General features: G+C 36.3%; 11 protein-coding genes and 1 pseudogene. 2 read left to right on the top strand and 10 right to left on the bottom strand.

The window, feature by feature from the left end; genetic code table 11:
- The 6 genes and pseudogenes from IPI65_01515 to IPI65_01490 all read right to left on the bottom strand — a co-directional run.
- A partial coding sequence (locus IPI65_01515; protein MBK7440237.1) for a cation-transporting P-type ATPase occupies window positions 1-233 on the bottom strand: 233 nt, incomplete at its 3' end.
- Window positions 234-440: 207 nt separating this feature from the next.
- Window positions 441-983: a hypothetical protein gene (locus IPI65_01510; GenBank protein MBK7440236.1), complete on the bottom strand. Its 543-nt coding sequence runs from the start codon at window positions 981-983 to the stop codon at window positions 441-443.
- Window positions 984-995: 12 nt separating this feature from the next.
- On the bottom strand, window positions 996-2,288 hold the full coding sequence (locus tag IPI65_01505; GenBank protein ID MBK7440235.1) for an efflux RND transporter periplasmic adaptor subunit: 1,293 nt from the start codon (window positions 2,286-2,288) through the stop codon (window positions 996-998).
- Window positions 2,289-2,366: 78 nt separating this feature from the next.
- Window positions 2,367-6,690, bottom strand: a pseudogene (locus IPI65_01500) (CusA/CzcA family heavy metal efflux RND transporter).
- Window positions 6,691-6,759: 69 nt separating this feature from the next.
- The gene (locus IPI65_01495) at window positions 6,760-7,194 is read right to left on the bottom strand and encodes a hypothetical protein (GenBank protein ID MBK7440234.1); all 435 of its coding nucleotides are present in this window, start codon (window positions 7,192-7,194) and stop codon (window positions 6,760-6,762) included.
- A 168-nt stretch (window positions 7,195-7,362) separates the two neighbouring features.
- Window positions 7,363-7,563: a hypothetical protein gene (locus IPI65_01490; GenBank protein ID MBK7440233.1), complete on the bottom strand. Its 201-nt coding sequence runs from the start codon at window positions 7,561-7,563 to the stop codon at window positions 7,363-7,365.
- A 235-nt stretch (window positions 7,564-7,798) separates the two neighbouring features.
- Here IPI65_01490 and IPI65_01485 point away from each other — a divergent pair, with 235 nt between their 5' ends.
- Window positions 7,799-8,737, top strand: a complete 939-nt coding sequence (locus IPI65_01485) for a T9SS type A sorting domain-containing protein (protein MBK7440232.1) — start codon at window positions 7,799-7,801, stop codon at window positions 8,735-8,737.
- A 124-nt stretch (window positions 8,738-8,861) separates the two neighbouring features.
- Window positions 8,862-9,299 (top strand): hypothetical protein, encoded by a 438-nt coding sequence (locus IPI65_01480; protein MBK7440231.1) that lies wholly within the window; start codon window positions 8,862-8,864, stop codon window positions 9,297-9,299.
- Between the two features lie 43 nt (window positions 9,300-9,342).
- On the opposite strand, the gene IPI65_01475 is transcribed toward IPI65_01480, so the two are convergent.
- From IPI65_01475 to IPI65_01460, 4 genes are read right to left on the bottom strand one after another with little or no spacing between them, the layout of a single operon-like run.
- Window positions 9,343-10,725, bottom strand: coding sequence for a T9SS type A sorting domain-containing protein (locus IPI65_01475; GenBank protein MBK7440230.1), 1,383 nt, complete (start codon window positions 10,723-10,725; stop codon window positions 9,343-9,345).
- 34 nt (window positions 10,726-10,759) lie between these two features.
- Window positions 10,760-12,724, bottom strand: coding sequence for a hypothetical protein (locus IPI65_01470; GenBank protein MBK7440229.1), 1,965 nt, complete (start codon window positions 12,722-12,724; stop codon window positions 10,760-10,762).
- 19 nt (window positions 12,725-12,743) lie between these two features.
- A complete protein-coding gene (locus IPI65_01465) occupies window positions 12,744-20,498 on the bottom strand; it encodes a carboxypeptidase regulatory-like domain-containing protein (protein ID MBK7440228.1) in 7,755 nt (2,584 codons plus the stop codon).
- Window positions 20,495-22,243, bottom strand: a complete 1,749-nt coding sequence (locus tag IPI65_01460; GenBank protein MBK7440227.1) for a hypothetical protein — start codon at window positions 22,241-22,243, stop codon at window positions 20,495-20,497. The genes IPI65_01465 and IPI65_01460 overlap by 4 nt, the downstream gene beginning before the upstream one ends.
- Between the last annotated feature and the right edge of the window lie 480 nt (window positions 22,244-22,723).

The following is a 22,723-nucleotide window of genomic DNA, read 5'->3' as shown; positions in this document are numbered from 1 at the left end:
GATTTACTATTTTCAATTCCAATATCCTCCAAGCGTTCGCCCAATACGTACAATACAATAACAACCGCAGCTTCGGGGTATTCTCCTAAATAAAATGCACCTACAGCAGCGATCAACATTAATAAATTGATGCTGCTGAATTGTAATTTTAATAAGGCATTTAAACCACTCCATAATACTTTATATCCTATTGCAAAAATAAATCCTGCATAAATAAATGGAGCAAGTGGCATAGGTATTTCTATCCCTGTAAGAGATAGAATCTCTAAAAATGATCACAAGGGAAACTGCGAATAATAAAAATATAAATTTTTTGTCGTTGATTGGTAACTTCATCACATTTTTTTTTAAAATTGGCTACATAAATGGCGGGTGTTAACCCTGCCCTCAACATCCCGGTTTTGGCAATCAGGAGGAGAGAACAGAGTTTCACCCATGTACTAATTTATTTTGTATAAAATCAATTCGTTAAAAATAATATTTATAGATTTTTCAATACCTTTTTTTTCCACCTCATCAAAATATGTAGTGATATCCATATTTATTGTAGCAGAAAAATTACAACTTGCACTGCCTGATTTTAAGTGCGTAATAGTCGCATTAAAGGAAAGAGGAATAACATAATTTTTATACTCCAAATCTCCTTCCACTATTACAATTAAAGGAGGATGTTCTTTAGTAGCATCATATTCACCAATAATTTTTCCCTTAAATGTTATTTCATTTTTAAATTCCATTTTTATAATTGAATCTATCTGGTAGTTATTACTTTTCAATGATTTAACAGGTAAATTAAAGTTTACTTCATTGGTTTGATAATCAAAAATAAAATATAAACTATTACTTTCAGCAATAATTAAACTGTCGTCATATATCCCAGAAATTAATACAGGCCCATTTGCAAGTCTGTAATAATTTTGTGATAAAGTAACTTCCGAAAACATTACGAAACTAATAATTGTTAAACTGAATTGAAATTTCATGATTCATTCATTTTAATGTGCATGTGCTTCACCCTCATTACTCAATGAGCCCAATAAATAAAAAGCCCCGTTTATTACAATTTTTTCTCCTTCCATATAGTCGCCAAGTGGCGTTATTTCCGTATAACCACCCTCTGTGATTCCACGTTTAACCGGCATTTTTTCAAACACATATTTATCACCCGGTTTCATTTCTATTGTTGTGATCACCTTAGGCTCTTCGTGGTGCGCAACCTCCTCTCCTTCCGTATGCACATGTTCCTCTTCTGCGTGAGCAGCTTCATCATGTCCATGTGCATCTCCTTCGTGTGCATGTTCACCACCGGCATTTACTTCTAATTGATGGTCAATTGCCCATATAAATACATAATCTCTTCCAGCTTCTGTTACAATTGCATTTGTTGGAATTGCTGTTGTAGAAATATTTTCTATTTCAATATTAGCAGAAACATTCATACCTTCTATTAATCCGGATTTTTCGCCGGTAATTATTGCATGAACAGGAATGGACTTTGTTTCGTTTTCAAATGCACTCCCAACAGCAAAAATTGTTGCACTAAAACTCTTGCCAGGTAAATTTGTAAGCGTAAAATTAACCTTCTGGTTGATCTTAATTTTCATTAGATCCTGTTCAAATACAAACAGGTCGAGGTGCAATTGTGAATTATCCACCACATCCAAAATTGTTCGTGACATTTCGACTGAACTACCAATATTTACGTCTATATGGCTAACATATCCACTTACCGGACTTGTAACAGAAATTACTGATGTTAATTTATCGGCATCCAAATTTTCGGCATTAATACCCAATAATGCTAATTGTTGTTTTAATGAACTTAATTTTGCTTTTAATGAACTATAATTTGCCTGAGCTTGCTGCAAGTTTTTTTGCGCAGAAACGTTACTTACACTTAAAATCTTTTGCCGTGTTAACTCTTGTTCTGCAAAAAGCAAATCCGATTTTGTTGTAAGGTAATTTTCCTGCATTCCAATAAAATCTTTATTTACAATGGTTACCAATGTTTTGCCTTTATTCACATATTCACCTTCCTTCACAAAAATCTGCTGAACAATTCCTCCCACTAAAGCAGTAACATCTGCCTTATTTTGAGGAGGCACCTTTAAATATCCTGTTGCCGTTAAGGTTCCGGTTAAATTTCTTTGCACCAAATCCCCAAGTTGAATATCAATTGATTTAAATTGGTCCTGCGTAAGTATAGCCAATTTACCTGCATGCTCATCACCATGCTCGTCATGGCCTTCCTCCTCATGATCTCCGTGTTCTTCTGCCGTTTTACTCACTTTGCCACAGGCAGCAAAAAATAGTATAATAGAAAATGATATTGTGAAATAAAAATATATTTTTTCATAAAACTAAATTTATTTATTTATAAAATAATTGATATTAATAATTGTTTGATTGAGATCTTCTAAGGCTTGCAAATAATTGAATTGTCGGTTAAAATATTCTTCGTTTGCGAATATTAATTCAAAATAACCAATTTCACCTGCCGAATAAGCTGTTTTTGCAGTTCTTAATATTTCTTCTGCTTGTGTTAAACCTGTTGACTCCAAATATTGAACAGTTGTATTTGCTATTTCATACTGTAGGTTTAATTGTGCTAAAGCAGATATAAATTGTATACTTTCATTTTCATAATTTACCAGAGCTATTTGTTTTTGTGTTTCAGCAGCTTTTATTTGAGCTGTATAACTCCAAAAAGCGATCGGGACACCTATGCCAATGCTATATCCTTTATATCCGGGATCAATACCAAATAGATTTTGATTAAAATACCTGAAACTAAAATCAGGCAACAGATTATTTTTAGCCAAACTTTTTTGGTAGGATGCCAATTCAATTTGTTGTTGGTAATAAGATAGGAATGGATGGCTCATATTTAGCTCAGCATTATCAAAGGATAATCTTGTTACTTTAGAAACATCTGGCAATACGATAAAATCAACCCGCATAAATTGCTGCAATTTTGATTGCGCAATAATAATCTCTATTTCGGTATTCGAATATTCCAGATTTACTTCTTTGCGTTTTGCTTCCGCAGAAATTTTTTCTAAATAATTCGTTTCTCCGGCATCGTATCTGGCTTTGGCTGCTGCCTCATAATTTGTATATAAACTATCTTTTTTTTGTAAAATTTCCTTTTTATTCACAGCAAATATCAAATCAAAATAAGCGCTGTTTACCGCTTTTGCAAGGTCTTTTTGCGTAAGTGCCAATACCGTTTCACTTATTACAACATTTTGATTGTTTATTTTGTTTTTTGTTATATAGGTGGTTGGAAATTCAATTCCTTGCTGAATGCCTATTTTTAAAATGCCATCGTCGGTATTGCCAAGTATATCTTCATTTTCGAAAAACAGTTCTGTTTTTGGCAAATTAAAACTGGTTTTTTTTAATTGTTGATTTCTTATTATCTCTAATTCAGCGGCTTTAATTTGTGGGTTATTTCTCAATGCTATATTTACAACTGAATCAAGAGGCAATTGAACAACGTTTTGTGCGGAAATTTTTTCTGAAATAAATAAACCATTTATCGCAAAAAAGGTTACAATTGCAGCTACTGGTATTTTGCGTTTTCGTTTGCGATTAAACAAAATGTAAAGCGCAGGTAAAACAATTAAAGTAAGTGCAGTAGCCGAAATTAATCCACCGATAACAACTGTGGCAAGTGGTCTTTGAACCTCTGCACCAGCGCCATTCGACAGAGACATTGGAAGAAATCCCAACGAAGCAACGCTAGCTGTCATTAACACAGGTCGTAAGCGAATCATGGTTCCTTGTCTTACTCTTTCAAAAATGTCATGGACACCTTCCTTAGCCAATTGATTAAATGTACTTATCAGCACTATTCCATTTAAAACGGCAACTCCGAATAAAGCAATAAACCCAATACCCGCCGAAATACTGAAAGGCATATCTCTCACCCACAATGCAATAACACCACCAATAGCCGACAGTGGTATCGCAGAAAAAATTAAAAGCGCTTGTTTCATCGAACTAAATGTGAGATATAAAAGAATTAGGATCATTAATAAGGCAACAGGAACTGCAATTGTTAAGCGTTGTGTTGCTTCTTTTAAATTTTCAAATTGCCCTCCGTAGGTTACATAATACCCAATAGGTAGTTTAACATCCGCTTCTATCTTTTTCTGCATATCCTCCACAACACTTTGAACATCTCGATCTTTTACATTTAATCCCACTACAATTCTGCGTTTTCCATCTTCCCTGCTTATTTGAGCAGGCCCAAGTTTATAGATCACTTCTGCTACTTGTTGCAGCGGAATTTGTCCTCCATTTGGCAATGGAACAAATAATGTTTCTACATCGGTAATATCTTTTCTATATGCAGAATCCAAACGAACAACCATATCGTAACGCCGCTCGTTTTCAAAAACAATCCCAGCAGGCTCACCGGCAAAAGCTGTTTTAATGATCTTATTTACATCAGAAACATTTACTCCATATTGTGCTAACCGATTTCTGTCATAGGTAATACTAATTTGAGGAAGTCCGCAACTTTTTCCACCTGCGGCGAACCTGCACCTTCAACAGTCGCAATTTCCGCTGCAATTAAATTAGCATACTGCAAAAGTGTATCCAAATTTTCCCCGAATAATTTAACGGCAATATCTTGCCTAACCCCGTCATTAATTCGTTAAATCGCATTTGAATGGGTTGATTTATTTCAAAAAATACACCCGGTATTTTTTGTAATTCTTTCATCATTGTATCCGCTAATTCCCAATAATCATCTGTAGTTGTCCATTCGCTTTTATCTTTTAAGATGACCATCATATCCGTTGCTTCCGGGGGCATAGGATCTGTAGGTACTTCGGCACTACCTGACTTAGCAATTACCTGTTTCACTTCCGGAACTGTAAAAGCACCTTTTCAACCCTTTCGTTATTTTTTACACTTTCTGACAGTGAACTCCCTGAGGTAAGATGGAATGAAATGCAAAATCACCTTCTTCCAAAGTAGGAATAAATTCGCCACCTAATGTATTATATAGCATAACTGCGCCAATAAATAAAGCCAAAGAAACTGCAACAACTCCTATTTTAAATTTAATGGCAAATTCAATTACCGGTTTGTAAGCACGCTGAATTGCTTTCATCATTTTATCAGAAATATTTTCTTTATGTTCAGTTTTTCTGGATAAAAATAATGCACTCATCATCGGCACATAGGTAAGCGATAGGACGAGTGCACCAACTATTGCGAAACCAACCGTTTGAGCCATCGGTCCGAACATTTTTCCTTCAATGCCTCTTAAAGCAAGAATCGGCAAATAAACGATAAGGATTATGAACTGTCCAAAAGTAGCAGAGTTCATCATTTTACTTGCACTTTGATAAACTTCATTATCCATCTGATCACGGCTGAGTTTTTTAATTCCAACATGATGATGTTTACTTTGAGTTATGCGGTGTAAAATACTTTCAACAATAATTACGGCGCCATCTACAATTAACCCGAAGTCAATTGCTCCAAGACTCATTAAATTTCCACTCACTCCGAATAATTGCATCAGGGCAACGGCGAATAACATTGCCAGCGGAATAACGGAGGCAACTATAAGTCCGGCTCTCACATTCCCAAGAAATAAAACAAGAATAAATAAAACAATTAATGCTCCTTCCAGAAGGTTTTTTCACGGTTGCTATGGCACGATTTACCAGAGATGTTCTGTCTAAATAAGCATCAATTACAACTCCTTCAGGCAATGCTTTCTGAATAATTTCCATTCTATCTTTAACACGAGCAACGACATCACCACTATTTTCGCCCTTCAACATCATAACAATTCCACCTACTACTTCACCCTCACCATTTCTAGTTTGAGCACCATAGCGGGGAGCAAAACCAAATTGCACTTTTGCCACATCTCTGATTAACACTGGCATTCCAAGGCTATTTGTTTTAACAACTATATTCCCAATATCATCAAGACTCGTTACCAGCCCAACGCCTCTGATATAATAACTGCTTTGTTGTTTTTCGATATAAGCACCACCTGTATTTTCATTATTTTTTCCAGTGCTTCAAATATTTCCGAATAGTAATATTCATTGCTTTTAATCGCATCGGATCTACAGCCACTTCATATTGTTTTAAAAAGCCTCCAAAGGAGTTTACTTCAGCAATTCCAGGTGTGCCAATCAACTGTCGCGATACTATCCAATCCTGCATACTGCGGAGATCCATTGCAGTAAATTTATCTTCAAAACCTTCAGCAGGGTGCAATACATATTGATAAACCTCCCCTAGCCCCGTGCTTACAGGCGACATTTCAGGAGTCCCGATTCCGGCTGGTATTTGCTCTTCTGCTTCTTTTAATTTTTGCGATACCAGTTGCCGGGCAAAATAAATATCAACTTTATCGTCAAAAACGATTGTTACAACACTTAAACCAAAGCGACTAACACTCCTTATTTCTTCAATATCAGGGAGATTACCCATACTTCGTTCAATTGGTGCAGTTACAAATTGTTCTACTTCTTGTGTGGCGAGTGTTGGTGTTGTAGTTATTACCTGCACTTGATTATTTGTAATATCAGGCACGGCATCGATCGGTAGATTAATAAGCGAAATGGTACCCCAAATTATGAGCGCGAGCGTCATAAACCCGATCGCGAGCTTATTTTTAATAGAAAATTGAATGATTTTATTGATCATAATTATTTAGATTGATAAATGAGTAATTACACAGCTAAAAGTTGTGTATCCTTTTAAAACAATAAATAATTAAGAAATGCGGGGAGGCTGGAAAATAGAAATCTGATATGCAGTGATGTAGTCAGATTTGTAAAAGTCAAAAACCGGGTTTTTATATATTCCTATATCACACAATATTGGCATCAAACTGTTAGGCTCTACACTCATGCTGCAACAATCGCAAAAACAAAAAGGTGGGCATGTATCCTGATGCTCTTCATGATGCTCCTGTGCTTCCTGACTTGTGATAACAGTTTCACTATTGCCCGCAAGCATATCCGAGCAAGGGATTATGTTCATTGAAAGAATGATAAATGCTGTGAAAAGCAGATAAAAGCGGTTCATCAAGGGCAAATATAGGCTTTTTTGGATGAATTGTATAAAAAATATTTCAAATTTTAAGGATAAGGCCGTCAAAATTGGCTCGCCAATTTTAGAAATGTTAAATAAACGTTCATTAGCCATTATAAACAGGAAAGTACTGCAACCCAAGAACGAAGCGGAAGTGAAACTTTATACCGATGGTTCAAAAATATTAGGCGCTTCGAGCCCCACATATTTTTACCCAAGAACTTCGCTCCGGTTGACAATTCCCGATGCGAATACATTATTGACACAGTTTATTTTACACTATCATATTGAATCGTGAATTGCTGTATCACCTGATTTTCTCTCTATTGCTTCAGATTTGATAATCGTTGCTAGTTCATCTAATTTGAGTTCAAATTTGTCAAACCAATTGTCTTTTTCCCTGAACTCTTCTTTTAGTGCAATAATTTTTTGATCTAGAATTTGAATTCTTTCAAGTAAACTTTCTGTTGAATATGGCTTCATACCGATGCATTGTATTCACTAATTCATTCGGAAATCCCATAATTGGTTCTTTAGGTTCTGGTGTATAAGCTATTTCATCATCAGACAATTCATAAAATTGTGCAGCTAATATTTTTTTACCTGGCTTTTATACGCACAAGGTTTTAACATAAAACGCTTCTTTGTTTTAAACATTTAACACTTTCAAATTTAACGTTTTAAAACAATTAACCGTATATTTACATACAGCATACTTATGAAAGAAAATAACTCCCGTCGTCAATTCCTGCGCAATACGGCTTTGGCAGGTCTCGCTTTAGGTTTGATTAATACAGGCACTAAAGCAAATTCGCGCCAGCCCTTAACCGTGCTTGGTGAGTGTAATCCTACTACCCTCGATTATTATGGACAGGGTCCGTTTTATTCGGCCGGTGCGCCAACAATAGTTGATAATAAACTGGCTTCGGATGCGGAACCGGGGACAAGGCTGATTTTAAGTGGTAGGGTGCAGACGTTAGATTGCACAGCAACCATTCCCAATACCATGATTGATATTTGGCATGCCAACGATGCAGGGGCTTATGATAATACGGGTTTTACCTTGCGTGGAATTACGTATTCTAATGCGGAAGGATTTTATTTATTTGAAACAATTATTCCCGGCAAATATTTAAACGGTGCAAAATATCGCCCGAGTCATATTCATTTTAAAATTACCCCTCCGGGATTTCCAACTTTAACAACACAATTATATTTTGAGGGCGATACCGATATTCCTGAAGATGCTGCTGCCTCAATTACAACCGGAACATTTGATGCAACAAATCGTATTATTCCGCTTACCTTAAATGTAGATGGCAAATACGAAGGCACCTGGGATATTGCTATTAATGGTGATGGTGAAGTTGGTATTGCGGATATGCACATGGATAAAGGTATTATTTATTCCGTTTCGCCAAATCCATTTACCAGTGTTGTGGAAATTTATTACGGTGTATTCCAGTCTGCAAAAGTAAATATTGAAGTATTTGATATTAAAGGCGCGAGAGTTGCTACTTTAGATGAACAATATCTTGCCCCCGAAAAATATACCGCCACCTGGAAACCGGATACCAATATTACAAAGGGATATTATTTTATTGCATTAAAAATAAACGACCTGCAGGTGCATTATCTTAAGGTAATGAAGGTGTAGAACTAAATAAAATTATAATTTCCTGGTGCATTTAAAATGTAAATTATAATAAAAAACAGGTAAATTATATAAAGTTCTTTATTTTAAAGTGGTAACTTTATGCAACACTTAAAACCCTTGCAATATGCGAAATATTATATTTCTCTGTTGCGTGTTTATATTCACGGCATGCACACCACCAACTGATGAAATTAGTTCTAATATCGGTCCTAATACTGATAAACCAATTGATTCTGCTGTTTTAAAGACGCAGATAATGCAATATGACTTAGGAAAAGTATTTTTTTTCCAAAATTGTAATAAATGCCATCATAACCCTTTAAGGAAGGGTGCAGATATTGACTGGATGGCAAATTCAGTAATGAAACCTCAGGATTTTCCGGAAAATTATTTCATCAATTTTGTAAAAGACAGCAAGGCATTAAAAGATACAGGCGATCGCCGCGCACTTGGTATTGATAAGGAATATGATTCTGATTATGAACACAAGTTCGGACTAATACTCACAGATACCGCTATTATTAATATCGCAATTTTCCTGAAAACAGCATTCTCCGATTAAACGGTAGCCATATTTTGGATTCAAAATCATGTATTACAATTATTTATTCCACAATAAAAGAACCGGTATACTTATTATCCGCAATTATTTCATAAACATACATGCCCGGTGTAATATTTTGTATTGAAATATCTCCATTTTCAAAATTACCTCTGTAAATTAATTCTCCTATTAAATTATAAATATTTAAAGGTGCATCAGCATTTATTTTCGCACTCATCGTGATATGAAATTGTCCCGCATTTGGATTTGGGGCAACAGCAGTTGTTTCAATAATTGTATTTTGAACACTTTCAGTCATTTCACCATATCTGAAAATAACTCCTTGTTCATTTGCTCCACCACTATTTGTCATGCCAAATAAAGCGCCATTAACAAATACCAAGGTGCCAAACGGTAATCCACCGGTTTCAGGTCCGTCAAATTCATGTAATATCGTAAAATTCGACCCGTCGGTTTCCAATTGATATAATGTGCCGAGATAATCAGCACCGCCTAGTTCAGCCATGCCATATAAAGTGGTGCCAACTAGTATCAGCGAACCAAGCGGTTGTGCGCCATTATCATCGTCAAAATCCAATAATTTTTGATACCCTGTGCCATCAGTGGCAATTTTAAATATTGTTCCTCTGTTATCTTCTCCACCATTATTGGTTATACCATATAACATACCATCATCCAAAACAAATGATGCATATCCCCATGCACCGTTAGGATCATCGATCATGTCCATTAATTTTAGATAATCAGTGCCATCGGGTTTTATCCTAAAAGCAGTTCCCAAATTACCTGAGCCACCACCTACAGTCATCCCGTATAAATAAACACCGTCAGAAACAACAGCTCCGTATAACGAACATCCGGATGGTAAACAATCAAAATTAAATACCACATTAAAATCGCTGCCATCCGGTTTTATTTTATATAATACACCACCGCCATAAACGCCGCCATTTACAGTACCACCATATAAATAAGTGCCGTCAAAATACAATCCGCCTTCCGGATCTAAACCTGTTAATTCCCCTGGAAAATCGTATAATACAGTAAATTCAGTGCCGTCTTTTTTTAATCTGTAAACGGTGCCGTGATTGTTTGGCCCGCCATCAGCGGCTGTTCCATATAAATAGGTGCCATCGCTAATTAATGAACTTTGTGAAGATTGTCCGGTGACATCATCTAATAAGTCGTATAGCTTGGTAAATCCTGTTCCATCCGGTAAAATTTTGAAAATAGTACCATCGCCATTTAGGCCGGAATTTGTATTCGAACCATATAAATAAGTGCCATCAAAATATAAAGCAGCAAAATAAGGATAACTTCCGGTTTCAATACCGTTAAAATCCATGAGCTTTTGAAATTGTGCCGAAACATTAGTGGAAAATCCTGCAATAATCAGGACTATGGAATATAATTTCAGTTTCATAATATTAGGTTTAGATAATTAAATTATAAATTTATTATTCAGCATAAACACTAATTGTTTTACCCGGTAAACTTTCTACCGCATTTTTATCAATAGTGGTAATATAAATGGTATATGATTCGCCCTGTTTTACATTATTTATAGTATAAGATGTCACACCGTTTTTTACTTCACCAATTAATTCCGGTTGCTCATTTTTTAGCTGATATATTTTATAGGCCGAGATATCATTTTCTTCCGCATTCCAACTAATAATCACGGCATTTTCATTCGATGCACCATAAACAGTTGCAGGTCCGCGACGAGTGATTTCAGATTTAACCGGTTCAGCAAAAACAATTTCAGAAATATTACCATTTATATCATTATACGCAATACCATACGCGTAATTTTTATTGGCCAGAAATCCGGAATCGGTATAACGGAATATATCGTTGGAAATATTTTCCTGCAACACTTCGGTTTTACCCGCTGCATCTTTGCGATAAACAGAATAGGTATTAATGTTACCTGTTCTTAATGTATTTTTCCATTGAATAACAGCAGTATTGTTTACAATTTCCACCTTTGGAATACCAATTGGAATTAAGGCAGTTGGTATTTCTGATTTTACGGTAATTTGGTTTGAAGCAGGGCTCAAAACATAACTTTTGTTTTCCGCTTTAACCATATACGTATAAAATTTTCCGGTTACCAGATTTCCAGAATCAATAAACTGCGTCGTGTTTGCAGTCAATTTTACTAAATCAGAAATTAGTGTGTAGGCTGAGTCGGTGTTTAATTTTCTGTAAATGCGATACCCTCTGGTTTGTGTATCATTATTTTTAATGGTGAGGGTGATATTATTTTTATTTGCCATAGCATCCATAATATATGGCGCCAGTGGTTGCGATTTTGGGGTAAACATGCCTGTAACTTTCGCACTCATCGGCAGTGTTGAACCCGCGCGGGTGATGGGTTGTAAAGCGTAAAAATACATGGTCATCGGCTCGGCCTGTGTATCAATAAATTGTGTATCAGCCGCTGAAGCCATACCTATTTTAACTAAGCTGCTGTCGAAATTTGTTGTTCGATAAATAGCAACGGCATTAAAATTTTGTGGCTCCGATAACTCCCAACGAATGGCTGTGCCTTCATTTAAAAAACTCACTGCATCTATACGTTCTATATTTCCTGCATACTGACGAGAAGCTGCAATGGCCGTAATGGTATCAGTTATTTTTCCGTAGTTGCCGTAATAATCCATTGGCAATACGTAGTAGCGGTAAACCATATTTGGGCGGACAACAGTGTCGTAAATGGCAAAAGCCGTTGTGTCTTTATCTACAGTTTTAATACGTTTCGCTCTAACCGGAACAAAATTACCGGATGTATTTTCTTCACGATACACACGAATTAATGCTGGTGCTTCACCGGTGCATGTATATTGTAAATTAATAGCTAATACACTTTCTTTTTCTTTTGATAATTTTCCTTTGTAGGCGATTGGTTTAACAGGGTAGGAGATGGCATTTGATATTACCGTATTTTCATATTTTATCGCTTTTACCGATTTGGTAATTTCATATTCATAAGCAATATTTTTTTCTGCTGTGGCATCAAAATATTTAATGCCTAAAGCTAATTGTAAAAATATGGCATTGCGATAAGGTTCTATGGAATCAAATCCGCCCGCACTGAATTTTTTCCATAACATTTCTGCCGGAACCTCTTTAAACAACAGTGGTTCGGGATTTACATTACAAGCCGCTTTTACATTGCTTACAAATGTTTCATAAGTATCCGGAACCGTAACGGTGGCGAGGGTTTTAAAACTTTTTTCACCAACCACACGACGTTTAATTTCATAAACCGGTAATTGCGATTTATTGATTACCGGATAATCGTTTTCCAGTTTTATAAAAATGCCATGCGACGAGGCAAAAGCAATAGGTTCCTGCTGCGCGCTGAGTTGGCAAAATGTGCTTATTGTAAAAATTACAAAAAGTATCGTTTTCATCTTTTTTGTTTTAAATATTTTATTTAATATAAGCTTCATCAATACCTATTTCAGCATAATGATCGCCATCTTCATAACCCACTTCACCACTTAATTTGACACCAACTTCTCCGGTCCATTCTTCCATTTCACATAGGCCATCGCACTGACTGTCGCAGGCTAATCCAACCCCGGCATAAGCTGTTGCTCCCAGCGATGCTTCAAATTCACCACGTGTAAACCACTCGCCATTACTTTGATATTGTCCGGTTAATGCTATGCCTAACTGATAATCCAATGCGACGCCGGCACAACCAAATACCACCGATGCACCAACACCCGCATGAATATGGAAATTACCTTCCACTCCGGTATAATAGGTATTTAACGCATCGGTAAAGTTCATACCTAATTGAAATCCTGCAGTAATGGTGGCTTCAAATTCAACACTCACTACTACAAAATCTATTTCAAAATTTGGCACATATGGAATTGGCATTTCTATTTTGCCATCAAAATAAAATCCGGATATTTCAGATGCAAATGCTTCCGGTAAACTGCCATTATAAGAATATTCAATAAATATATCTTTAATTGCCTGCTCATTTGCAATTGGATAATCGCCAAATAATAATGCAAGACTTACTTCCGATACATACGGATTACCAGGCATACTCACTAATCCGCCACAAGCAAAATACCATCCTTCATCATCAAAAACAATATTTGCCTGACCGCTAATACGTCCACCACCCGGCATACTTTCATCTATCGATAAACTACCTACTAATCGTCGGTTCGGATAATCAAACGACATACCCATATTATCGAAATTCATCGAATTATCTGCATCGGCGCCCATTTCCAAATCATCAACATCCACTTTCTGATTTTCAGCAGTTATTTCTCCATACACCGTAAATGTCCATCTGCCGGACGTTTTAGCCGCTCCGGTAATATCACCGGTGAATTGATAATTGGTCCAGCTATTGGTTTGTGGATACATACGGCCGAATAAATTCGTTAAACTCTGACCATCGGTTGTATATTGGAATTTCTGATTGGCAATGGTATTTATTGCAGTGCTGTCGGTAAGGTGATACAATTTTACATCATGTGAAAAATACGGATTTTCACTAACGTTACCGGCTACAATTAATCCATTTGTTTTAAATTCAATATCACCCGCATTAAAATTCGCAATTACACCATTTACTTCTAACCCAAATCCAAATTCTTCTAATTCGGTTGCAACAACACCATTATTATTTTTTATTAAAAATGCTGTCGGCTGCACCGAAATGCCCGGCAAGTTCAAATCGATAATGCCCGGCAGGGTTAAATAACTTTCACCGGTATTAATATCCTTGTGCACATAAAGCGCGCCTTCATCGGTAGTAAATGTTGTTACCTGATATAAATCAAAGGTATTATTGTTCATTTTAAATTCTGCATCAGCGTTGCTGTAAAACAATAATATTTGTAATGTTAAATCATTATTTGATGATGGTAAACCCGGTAAATTGCTAATGCTTGCTGCTGGGTCTTCAGGACTTCCACCAACGTAAATCTGCCAGTTTGCACCATTGTAAATAAAATCGGGCTCATTTTCAATTTCGAGGTTCAATAAATCAATTAAAGTAACACTCGATTTCGATAATGTTCCTGTTGTTTCAAATACCAATTCTCCACTTTCAATTTTCATTTCATTAAATCCAAAAACCACACCCGAAGCATCCAGATTTCCTGTTTTAAGATGGAAACCGGTATTGTCTAAACTCCACGAAGTGCAATTTAAATCCCACTGCTCCATTTCAACAGTAAATGGTGTTGTGCCCGATAAATTGGTAATTGAAGTTGGTAATACATGTATTCTGCCGATATTTAATTCATTTTCAAATCCGGAGGTATGACTAATTATCGGATCCAACCAGGTATCTAAAACCAGCGAATCGGCATATACACGATTGCGGGTTGATGATTTAATATACGCAGCAACATTTTCTACATTTATCGACAATTTAGTGGTTCCTGAAGGAATTTCGATTTCATAATAATCGGTAGTTGGCAAAGTGGCTGTGCCTGTTGTAAATAACACAATATTATCATGCACACCGGTCATAACAATATCATCGGCAAATCCACCGGTAGCTTTATTTTTCAAATAAAATCCGGTAACACCAAATCCGTTGAAATTAAATGCAGCATCAGCAAATGTTGTTTCTAAAATTTTAACCGGACTTTTTATTTTGCCGGAAGTAGCATTTACCTTTTCTACAATTAAAGATGAAGCCGTAATACCTGCCTCTGCATCATAATAATCATACACTTCAACAGGAATTGCTGAGTTATTTGTTATGGTAAATGTAGCATCCACAGGCTCTGCATAAGGAACACCACTGCCGTTTAATGTAGTACTTGCTTTTATTTTAACATAATTAAATGGCAGCTCAACATCATCCTCTAATCCAAATCTGGTATTATCTGCAACGTCAACCAGTGAGCCACTAATTTTTATTTCACCACCATAACTGGATAAATATTCAATTTCAGTTTTGAACCCGACTAATTTTGATAAATCCATCGAAGTATAATTCGTCAGGTTAAAATTCATATTCGTAATATTGGTTGCAGTTGCTGTAACCACCCAATGTGAATCACCAATTAATCCTGTTCCCTCTTTTACGGCACGCATGGTGAATCCACCTGTTTTAGGCACGCCATACAAGGTATAATTTCCATTGGCATCTGTATAGGTTTCAAGATTTTCCATGCCCGCAGCATCAATAAATACACGTGCATTGGCAACAGCAGGAGTTCCATTGGTAACCTTACCGCTAATAGTAGCACCTTTTAACAATTCTACATTATAAGTAACTGCAAATTCGCTTGCACTATTGGTAATAACCATTTCTTTTTGAATAAAATCATCACTTGCAGTTGCACCGTTAATTAAAACGGTAAATGTATTTCCGCCATTTTCAAATATAATATCACGAATACCATCAGTTCCTGTATTTAATACATCAGTAATACCAACAATTTCGATATCTGCATTCACTGCCGCGCCATTAATATCTTTTACAATAAAATGGCAACGATGTAATTTTTTGTAAACGGTAAAATCTACACGCAATACATTTCCGGTATCCGGTATGTAAACATTTTCTATTCTGGTAATATATTTTGAACTGTCCGGATTAATTTCTGCAAGCCATGTTCCGCGTGATGCAAATGTGGTATAAAATGCCAGGTCACAATTATTTCCTGTTCCACCTAAAGTCATACCACCACCCATTGTAGTTGTGCCGCCGGTTACACCTTTATCCGGTGCTACTTCACCAATTTTTCCTGTTGTTAAACCGCCGGTAGTTACACCTTTATTTCCGGCGCCCATATCATAACCACCATCATCTGTATTAACATCAAGCGAGCGATTAAACATGGCTCCACCACCTTCAAATGTTTCTGTTCCGGGAGAACCTAAAACATTACCTTCAATATCATAATTATTTTGAAAAACCTGTATGCTTGGATCCCAATAATTACCTTCCCACATTTCTTCATAATTTGGTACTAATGTTGTAATATCTAATTCAGGTTGTGATTCAACATAATCATTGAATTTACCTAAATCCAATATAAAATCGTTCGGTTCACATTCGGTATGTACCTGAGGGCCATTGCCTATTTGAACATAAGCCGGTGCTGCTTCGTAAAGTGATTCTGCTTCATTCCATACTTCAGTATAAATATATCCTGTAACCAAAACTGCAGGCTGAATGGTATCAGCAACACGATTTAATATTTTTCCTTTTTTCAAATACAGTGGGTATGCACTATAAGTATCATCATAACCATATTTACTGAATTTTAATTGTCGCGTAAACAGGGAAACACTGTTTGAATTATATTGCTCTTTGGTAAGGGTTAAGAAATAAGTACCATCACTCGCAGTTTTAGTTTGCATTTCTAATGTTGCACCCGGATTATCCAGTAATTGAACATCTGCATCTAACAACGGATAACCGTTATCACTGCGCAAAACTTTTCCGAAAATAATCGGGTTCTGCGGAATGGCATCCAGCGTATACGATAATTTCATTTTCGGATAAAATCCTTCCTTAACAGTTGATTCAGTTGTATTTATTGTAAGTGGTCCATATGGGTGACTGCTAACGTTAGAAAAATTTGAGTAAAAGTCATGGACCGGAATTAAATAATTAATATCTGAATTTTCATAATCAGGAATAGCGAGTAAAGTATATTCATCTAAACTACCTATATTTTTCACCAGATTTTTAAAGGTTACTTTTCCATTAACATCTACAAACCCGCAACCAATTATATCACTTTCATTAATATAATATCCATTCATATAACCTAATTCCAGGTCAGGATACATTGTGCCAAATTCATAAGTGCCATCACTAACCGTATTATCTACATTTACATGTAATTCTGTTCCTGTAAAATTGAATAATTTTTCTGCGTTGATAATAAATTTTGCAATTGCAGCATTGTCAATACCACCCGCAATACCTTCCATTTCAGGAACATCTGCCGGTTTATTTTCACGAATTAAAACCACCATCATATCGCGTAAAGCACTGTTTGGTGTTTTATATTGTACTGCAATATCCGGATCTGCTTTTACGGTTAATGTTAAGTCGTACGATTTTACATAACAGGTTAAATCCGCTACCTCTTTGTATTGTGCTGGCTGTATGGTAAAATGTGTCGCGGGACTGGTATAATAATTACTTTCAACTTTTATGGCGAGTTCCTGATATAATTTTCCGGTATACGGACAAGGCGCTGAAACACCATCCGGTGCAGGCATTGCAGGCTCCGGAATTAAACCGATTCGTTTTGGGGCCGATTTACCATACGGTGCAGGCAAACTAAATTCAAAAATATCATCTTCAGCATTTTTAAAATGAAATTCCTTATTCAGGTCTATATTAATTTCACCGGGATTCATTTGCTCCAAACCCGGATTCATTTGATCTAAACCGGGATTCATTTCATCCATACCGGGAAAATCAGGATTTTCTTCATCCGGAATATCATAAGTGCAATTTTCTTCTCCAAAAACTGTCCCTTCCATAGCTATTAAACCATAAGCTGCTGTATCGGTATAATTAAATAAATATTGACCCTGCGCATCAGTTGATACCGTAATTAAATCGGTTCTGGTTCTGGAATAATATTTTTCACCTTCAGGCGTAATAACATATTGTAATCGTTGTAAAGTAACTTCAACATTTTTTAAAGGAAATACTTCCGCAACATCCGGATCATCAAATTTGTAATTTATTTTTCCGGTAACAACAGCAGTACTGGTTAATACCGAATTTTCAGTCTCATTTAATTCAACTTCACTGGTTTCATATTGTGAGCTGTAAATCGCTTTATCTACATCATTAAAATTTTCATGATCATAGCGGAATTTTATTTCTACTGCAGGATTAATATATATTTCATCAATTGGTTCAATCACAAGAATGTAATAATCATCTTCATCCAAACTTTTAATTAATTTGCTGAAAACAGCTTGTCCGTTGGCTGATTCTACACGTGCTACAAGTGTTCTTCCGGCACCGTAATCTGTTGGTCCGCCTAACACCTGTAAATCATAATCCACAACAGTTCCACCATCTTCCATAATAACAAACTGGTCATCAGGTAAATCCTGTCCTTCATGTCGCGGTAAATTGTCCGGGTCTGTTTCTCTGTATATTGAGTAGCGATATAAACCTCCCGCAATGGTAAGTGTATTATCAAATCCTTCATATACCTCAAAATCATAATCTAACTGAAAATTATATTCGTTATCCTCATCTTCATCAGCATAATAATAATATTGTGGATCCACTTCAAAATATCCATAGTCATAACCTCCCCCTAAATCCATGGCATAATCAGTTCCACCTTTATCAGGAGTTGTAGTTGTTCCACTTTTTACGTCGGTAATGGTATTATTATTTTTATCAATTACATAATCATTTGGCTTATCAATAGCAATATTTTTATCGTCGTTTAGTGGAATAGAAGTTCCACCACTTGTATTCACATAATTTGTTGTTCCACCTTCACCATAAATGGAATTCAAATTTACTTCCAGCACATAATCACGAACACGCGCACGAACTTCACCAACATAAGTTGTGGTGGTATCCGAAATATTTCTGAAACTATTATCGGGCATACAATAATATGGATTGCTCACATATACCTGTAATACTTTATATAAATCTCCCGTAAATGTTCCTGCAATATCGCTTGAACCGGAACCACCGCTGTAATTTACCAAATTGACATTATCACCCGGATCATAAGTATTTCCAAGCCCCGGAGTAACTTTTGGTGTATTAGCATTTTCGTCATAAAAACCTAAACCACCAAATGTATTACTGTTTTCAAATGTATAACCATTATCAGGTTCGCTTCCAAATCCACCCAAATAACCTAAATCATTAAAATCAAAATCATAATCACCACCGCCACCGCTGCTGTTATCATTAAAATAATGATCAATTAAATCAACATCAGGAATGGTTACTGTAACACCACTTTGTACTAATCCCGTTTCAGGAAAATTATTGGTGAGTAAATAAAATGAAAAATCACCATTCGAACTTGTTGTGGTTGTTGCAAGCACTTTATCAATATCAGTTGCCGTAAATCCATCAGTATTATAAGGCAAATAAATGGAATCAGCACCACCATTATATTTTAACATGTATTTGGTAATCAGCCTCACCGGTTCATTCCCCATCGGATAATTTACTACCGATGATGTTGTATTTATTGTTGTATTGGTGCCTTCTCCCGATGGTTCACTCGCATAATAATATTGCAAGTTGCCATTTATACGAACGGTATCAGGATTCCAACTGATATTATACGTAGTATCACTAATATAATTGACAAATGTTTTTTTATACTCAAATGCACACACTTCACTTTTACCTTCATTTTGAAAATAAACAGGTGTGGTCGGATTAAATGCCGTTACCTGCCATGCATAAACATGTCCTGTTTCCAATGGTGGCTGCCCAGGCCCGTAAACCAATAATGGTAAATTGGTTGTAGTTTCATAAAATACCGGTGTGGTTGATGCAGCCATTGCATCATACGGGTTTCTGTTTGTTGGAATTACTTCAATTAATTTAAATTGATATTGTGTAGTAAGTGGAGCACCCGGAGGTGTTATCCAGCTAAATATTACTGTTTGCGGATATGTTTGTGCAACAGAATCTCCGCAAATTGGAGAAATTAAATATGGTGCATCTAAATATTGAATATAAATTGGAATACATCCCGCAGGTTCCGGTGATGATAACGGTGCATTACTAATATAATCCAAAGCCTGTACGCATAAAGTATAAAATCCATCGGGAATTACACCAGTTAGCATAATATTTTGCGCATCTGCACCAACTACCGTATAGCCAACATCATTATACGATTGTAATTCACTGCCGTAAATTGTTCTGGTGGCAAATGGCGCAATCGTAATTGGTAACGATGGCGTAAAACCCGGATTGGTATAGGCTTCTATGCCGTTGTCGCCTTCAATATGCACAGCCAGTTTTACATCGTAACTCACATTACTCGTATTGGTAATAGTTACTACCGATGTCGCATCAAACGATAAATAATCCGCGATAACCGGCGAGTAAGGTGGTAATACCTGCATATTTACAATAAGCGGCGACTGTGCAAATAAATTGCCACCCTGCAGCGCAAAAAGTAATATTATAAATCGGTAAATGGTTGATGCTCTCATAAAATTGACTTTTTAGAAAATAAATATTGGTATTGTATGCGTAAAGTATAATCGTTGTACGATGGGGCAGTGGCAATTGCACTCTTATAATTATTCGAAAATCCAAATAAACTCACCACATGATTTTTCAAAAACCGATAACTCACATTTGCACTGTAAGTCATTAAAGTATTGCCGGTAATTTCATTTTGTGAAACAATATTATATCCGGTATTAATACCTGCGTTTAATGCATTATTAAAAAAACTTTTTGAACCACCAACAGTCCCGCCTTTATATGCCGTATTAAATAATTCACTTTTAATAGCATTATTATTTAAACTAAAACTTAAACTCCAGCCATCGCTAATATGTGAAAGCGAATAATTCAGTAATTCAGTTGTAGTAAAATATTCAGTATACGATTCGGTATAAATATTTTGATCATCTAAATTGCGGGTATCGTATGTAAATAAAATAAGATGACGCAATTGTTTTTTGCCCAACATTACACGCGGAGTAACTGTAATGCCCCGATTTACCTGGGCTAAGCGGATGGTATCATTTAACTGATTAATACCTTCAACCTGCCCGATACTATAATTATAAAAACTTCCCGTAACCCCAAAAACCGGATTCGGATTAAAATTTAAAATGGCAGAACCAATTACGCGTTTAGTTTGATAAGCGCGGTTTGATGCCAAATTATCGTGCTCAAATCCAACACTTCCACCCAAATGTATTTTTCGTTTCCAAACATTTAATGTCGGCACTATAGTGTATTGTTCAACATCGTTAGTAACAAAATAAATACCCATCGATTTATAATCCGGCGCTATACGTTTATAGGCAACTGCAAGTCCGAAAACCGGCGAACTATATCCAAACGAACCATCAATGGCATAATGAAATTGTGTAGTGCCATTTACATCAAAAGTGGTAATTAATTTTTGTAAACCGGGGTCGTTAGCCTCTGCACCTGCAGCATATATATCATTGGTATATACACTTGCAGCAGTATTCATTTTAAATAAAAAGTTTTTCCATAATTTCTGATATAAGGTAAAACCAATTACATTATTTGTTGCGGGTCGTGCACTCGAAGTATCTTCCGGATTAATTATCGCATTCGGATCATCCCAGCCGCGTAAATAAATTAAATCGAAATAATTTGTTGGTTTTCCAACGCCCATTTTTACCGAAAATGCATATCTGTCGTAAGCCGATTCACCCGGTAAAATCAACACACTATCCGCACGAACCGCTTTTATAAATCGCCCGTAAACAGCGCCAAATCTGAATTTCCCCGGATTTAATTCTACACCACCACCCAAAAATGAATGTCCCGCAAGTGTATACGGTGAAAATGTAATGTTGCGATATCCCGCGTGTACGGTTATCCATTTGTATTGCGGACTAGCACCAAACTGATTAAACGGCTGTCGGAAACTGCGCTCCTGTTCACTTAACACAAAACTGAATGGCAGCGAAATATTTTTCCAGGTTAAATTAAACTGTCCCGATAAAACATACGAAAACGGCGAGCGATAACCCGTATCCAGCGAAGTATGATAGAGTAAATTACTTAATTGCAAACCACCATTTAAACCCGCACCAATGCCACCACTTTTGGCACTGTCCACAGCTACCCCATTTTCTACCACAGCACTCGAATCGGGCACTGCGCCATAACTCTCAAAACAAGTAAAAAATAGTACTGTCGAAAGCCCAAAAATAAGCCGCATAACGATGTTTGGCAGATGCATATCAGTTGGTTTAGGTATTCACTTTATCTAACCAAAATTGCCACCAACTCAACTTTACTGAAATACCGCAATAGGGGGAGAACCCTCCTGTCACAAATCCATTGAAAATTTTACTTTTTTTGGGCGTTCCCCTATAGTGATTAATAATTTGCCCACGCAAATTATTAATCTACTATAGGGCCGGGCTATCCGCTGCAACTCCTCGCCTCGTTCCTCGGCTGTGGGGTTTCCGCTACTATCCCTAACGCGATTCGAGTAGAAATATCCTTTTCAGTAAAACAGCGCAATAATTATCGAAATTCCAACCTACCCCGTCCGCCGAAGTGCAACGTAGGTGGATCCCTAACGCAAATACAATCCCGTTTTCATTTAAAAGCAATAAAAAACGCAAACTGCGCAAAATTGAAATACTATTCCGGTTGCGCAATTTGCGGATAAAAAACCAACAGTGCAGACTTAATTACTGCAGTATTTGAAAAT

The organism is Bacteroidota bacterium (genome assembly GCA_016706255.1).
Lineage (GTDB): Bacteria > Bacteroidota > Bacteroidia > Chitinophagales > BACL12 > UBA7236.
The sequence above is the reverse complement of the archived record's forward strand: the minus strand, read 5'-3'. Positions and strand labels throughout refer to the sequence as shown.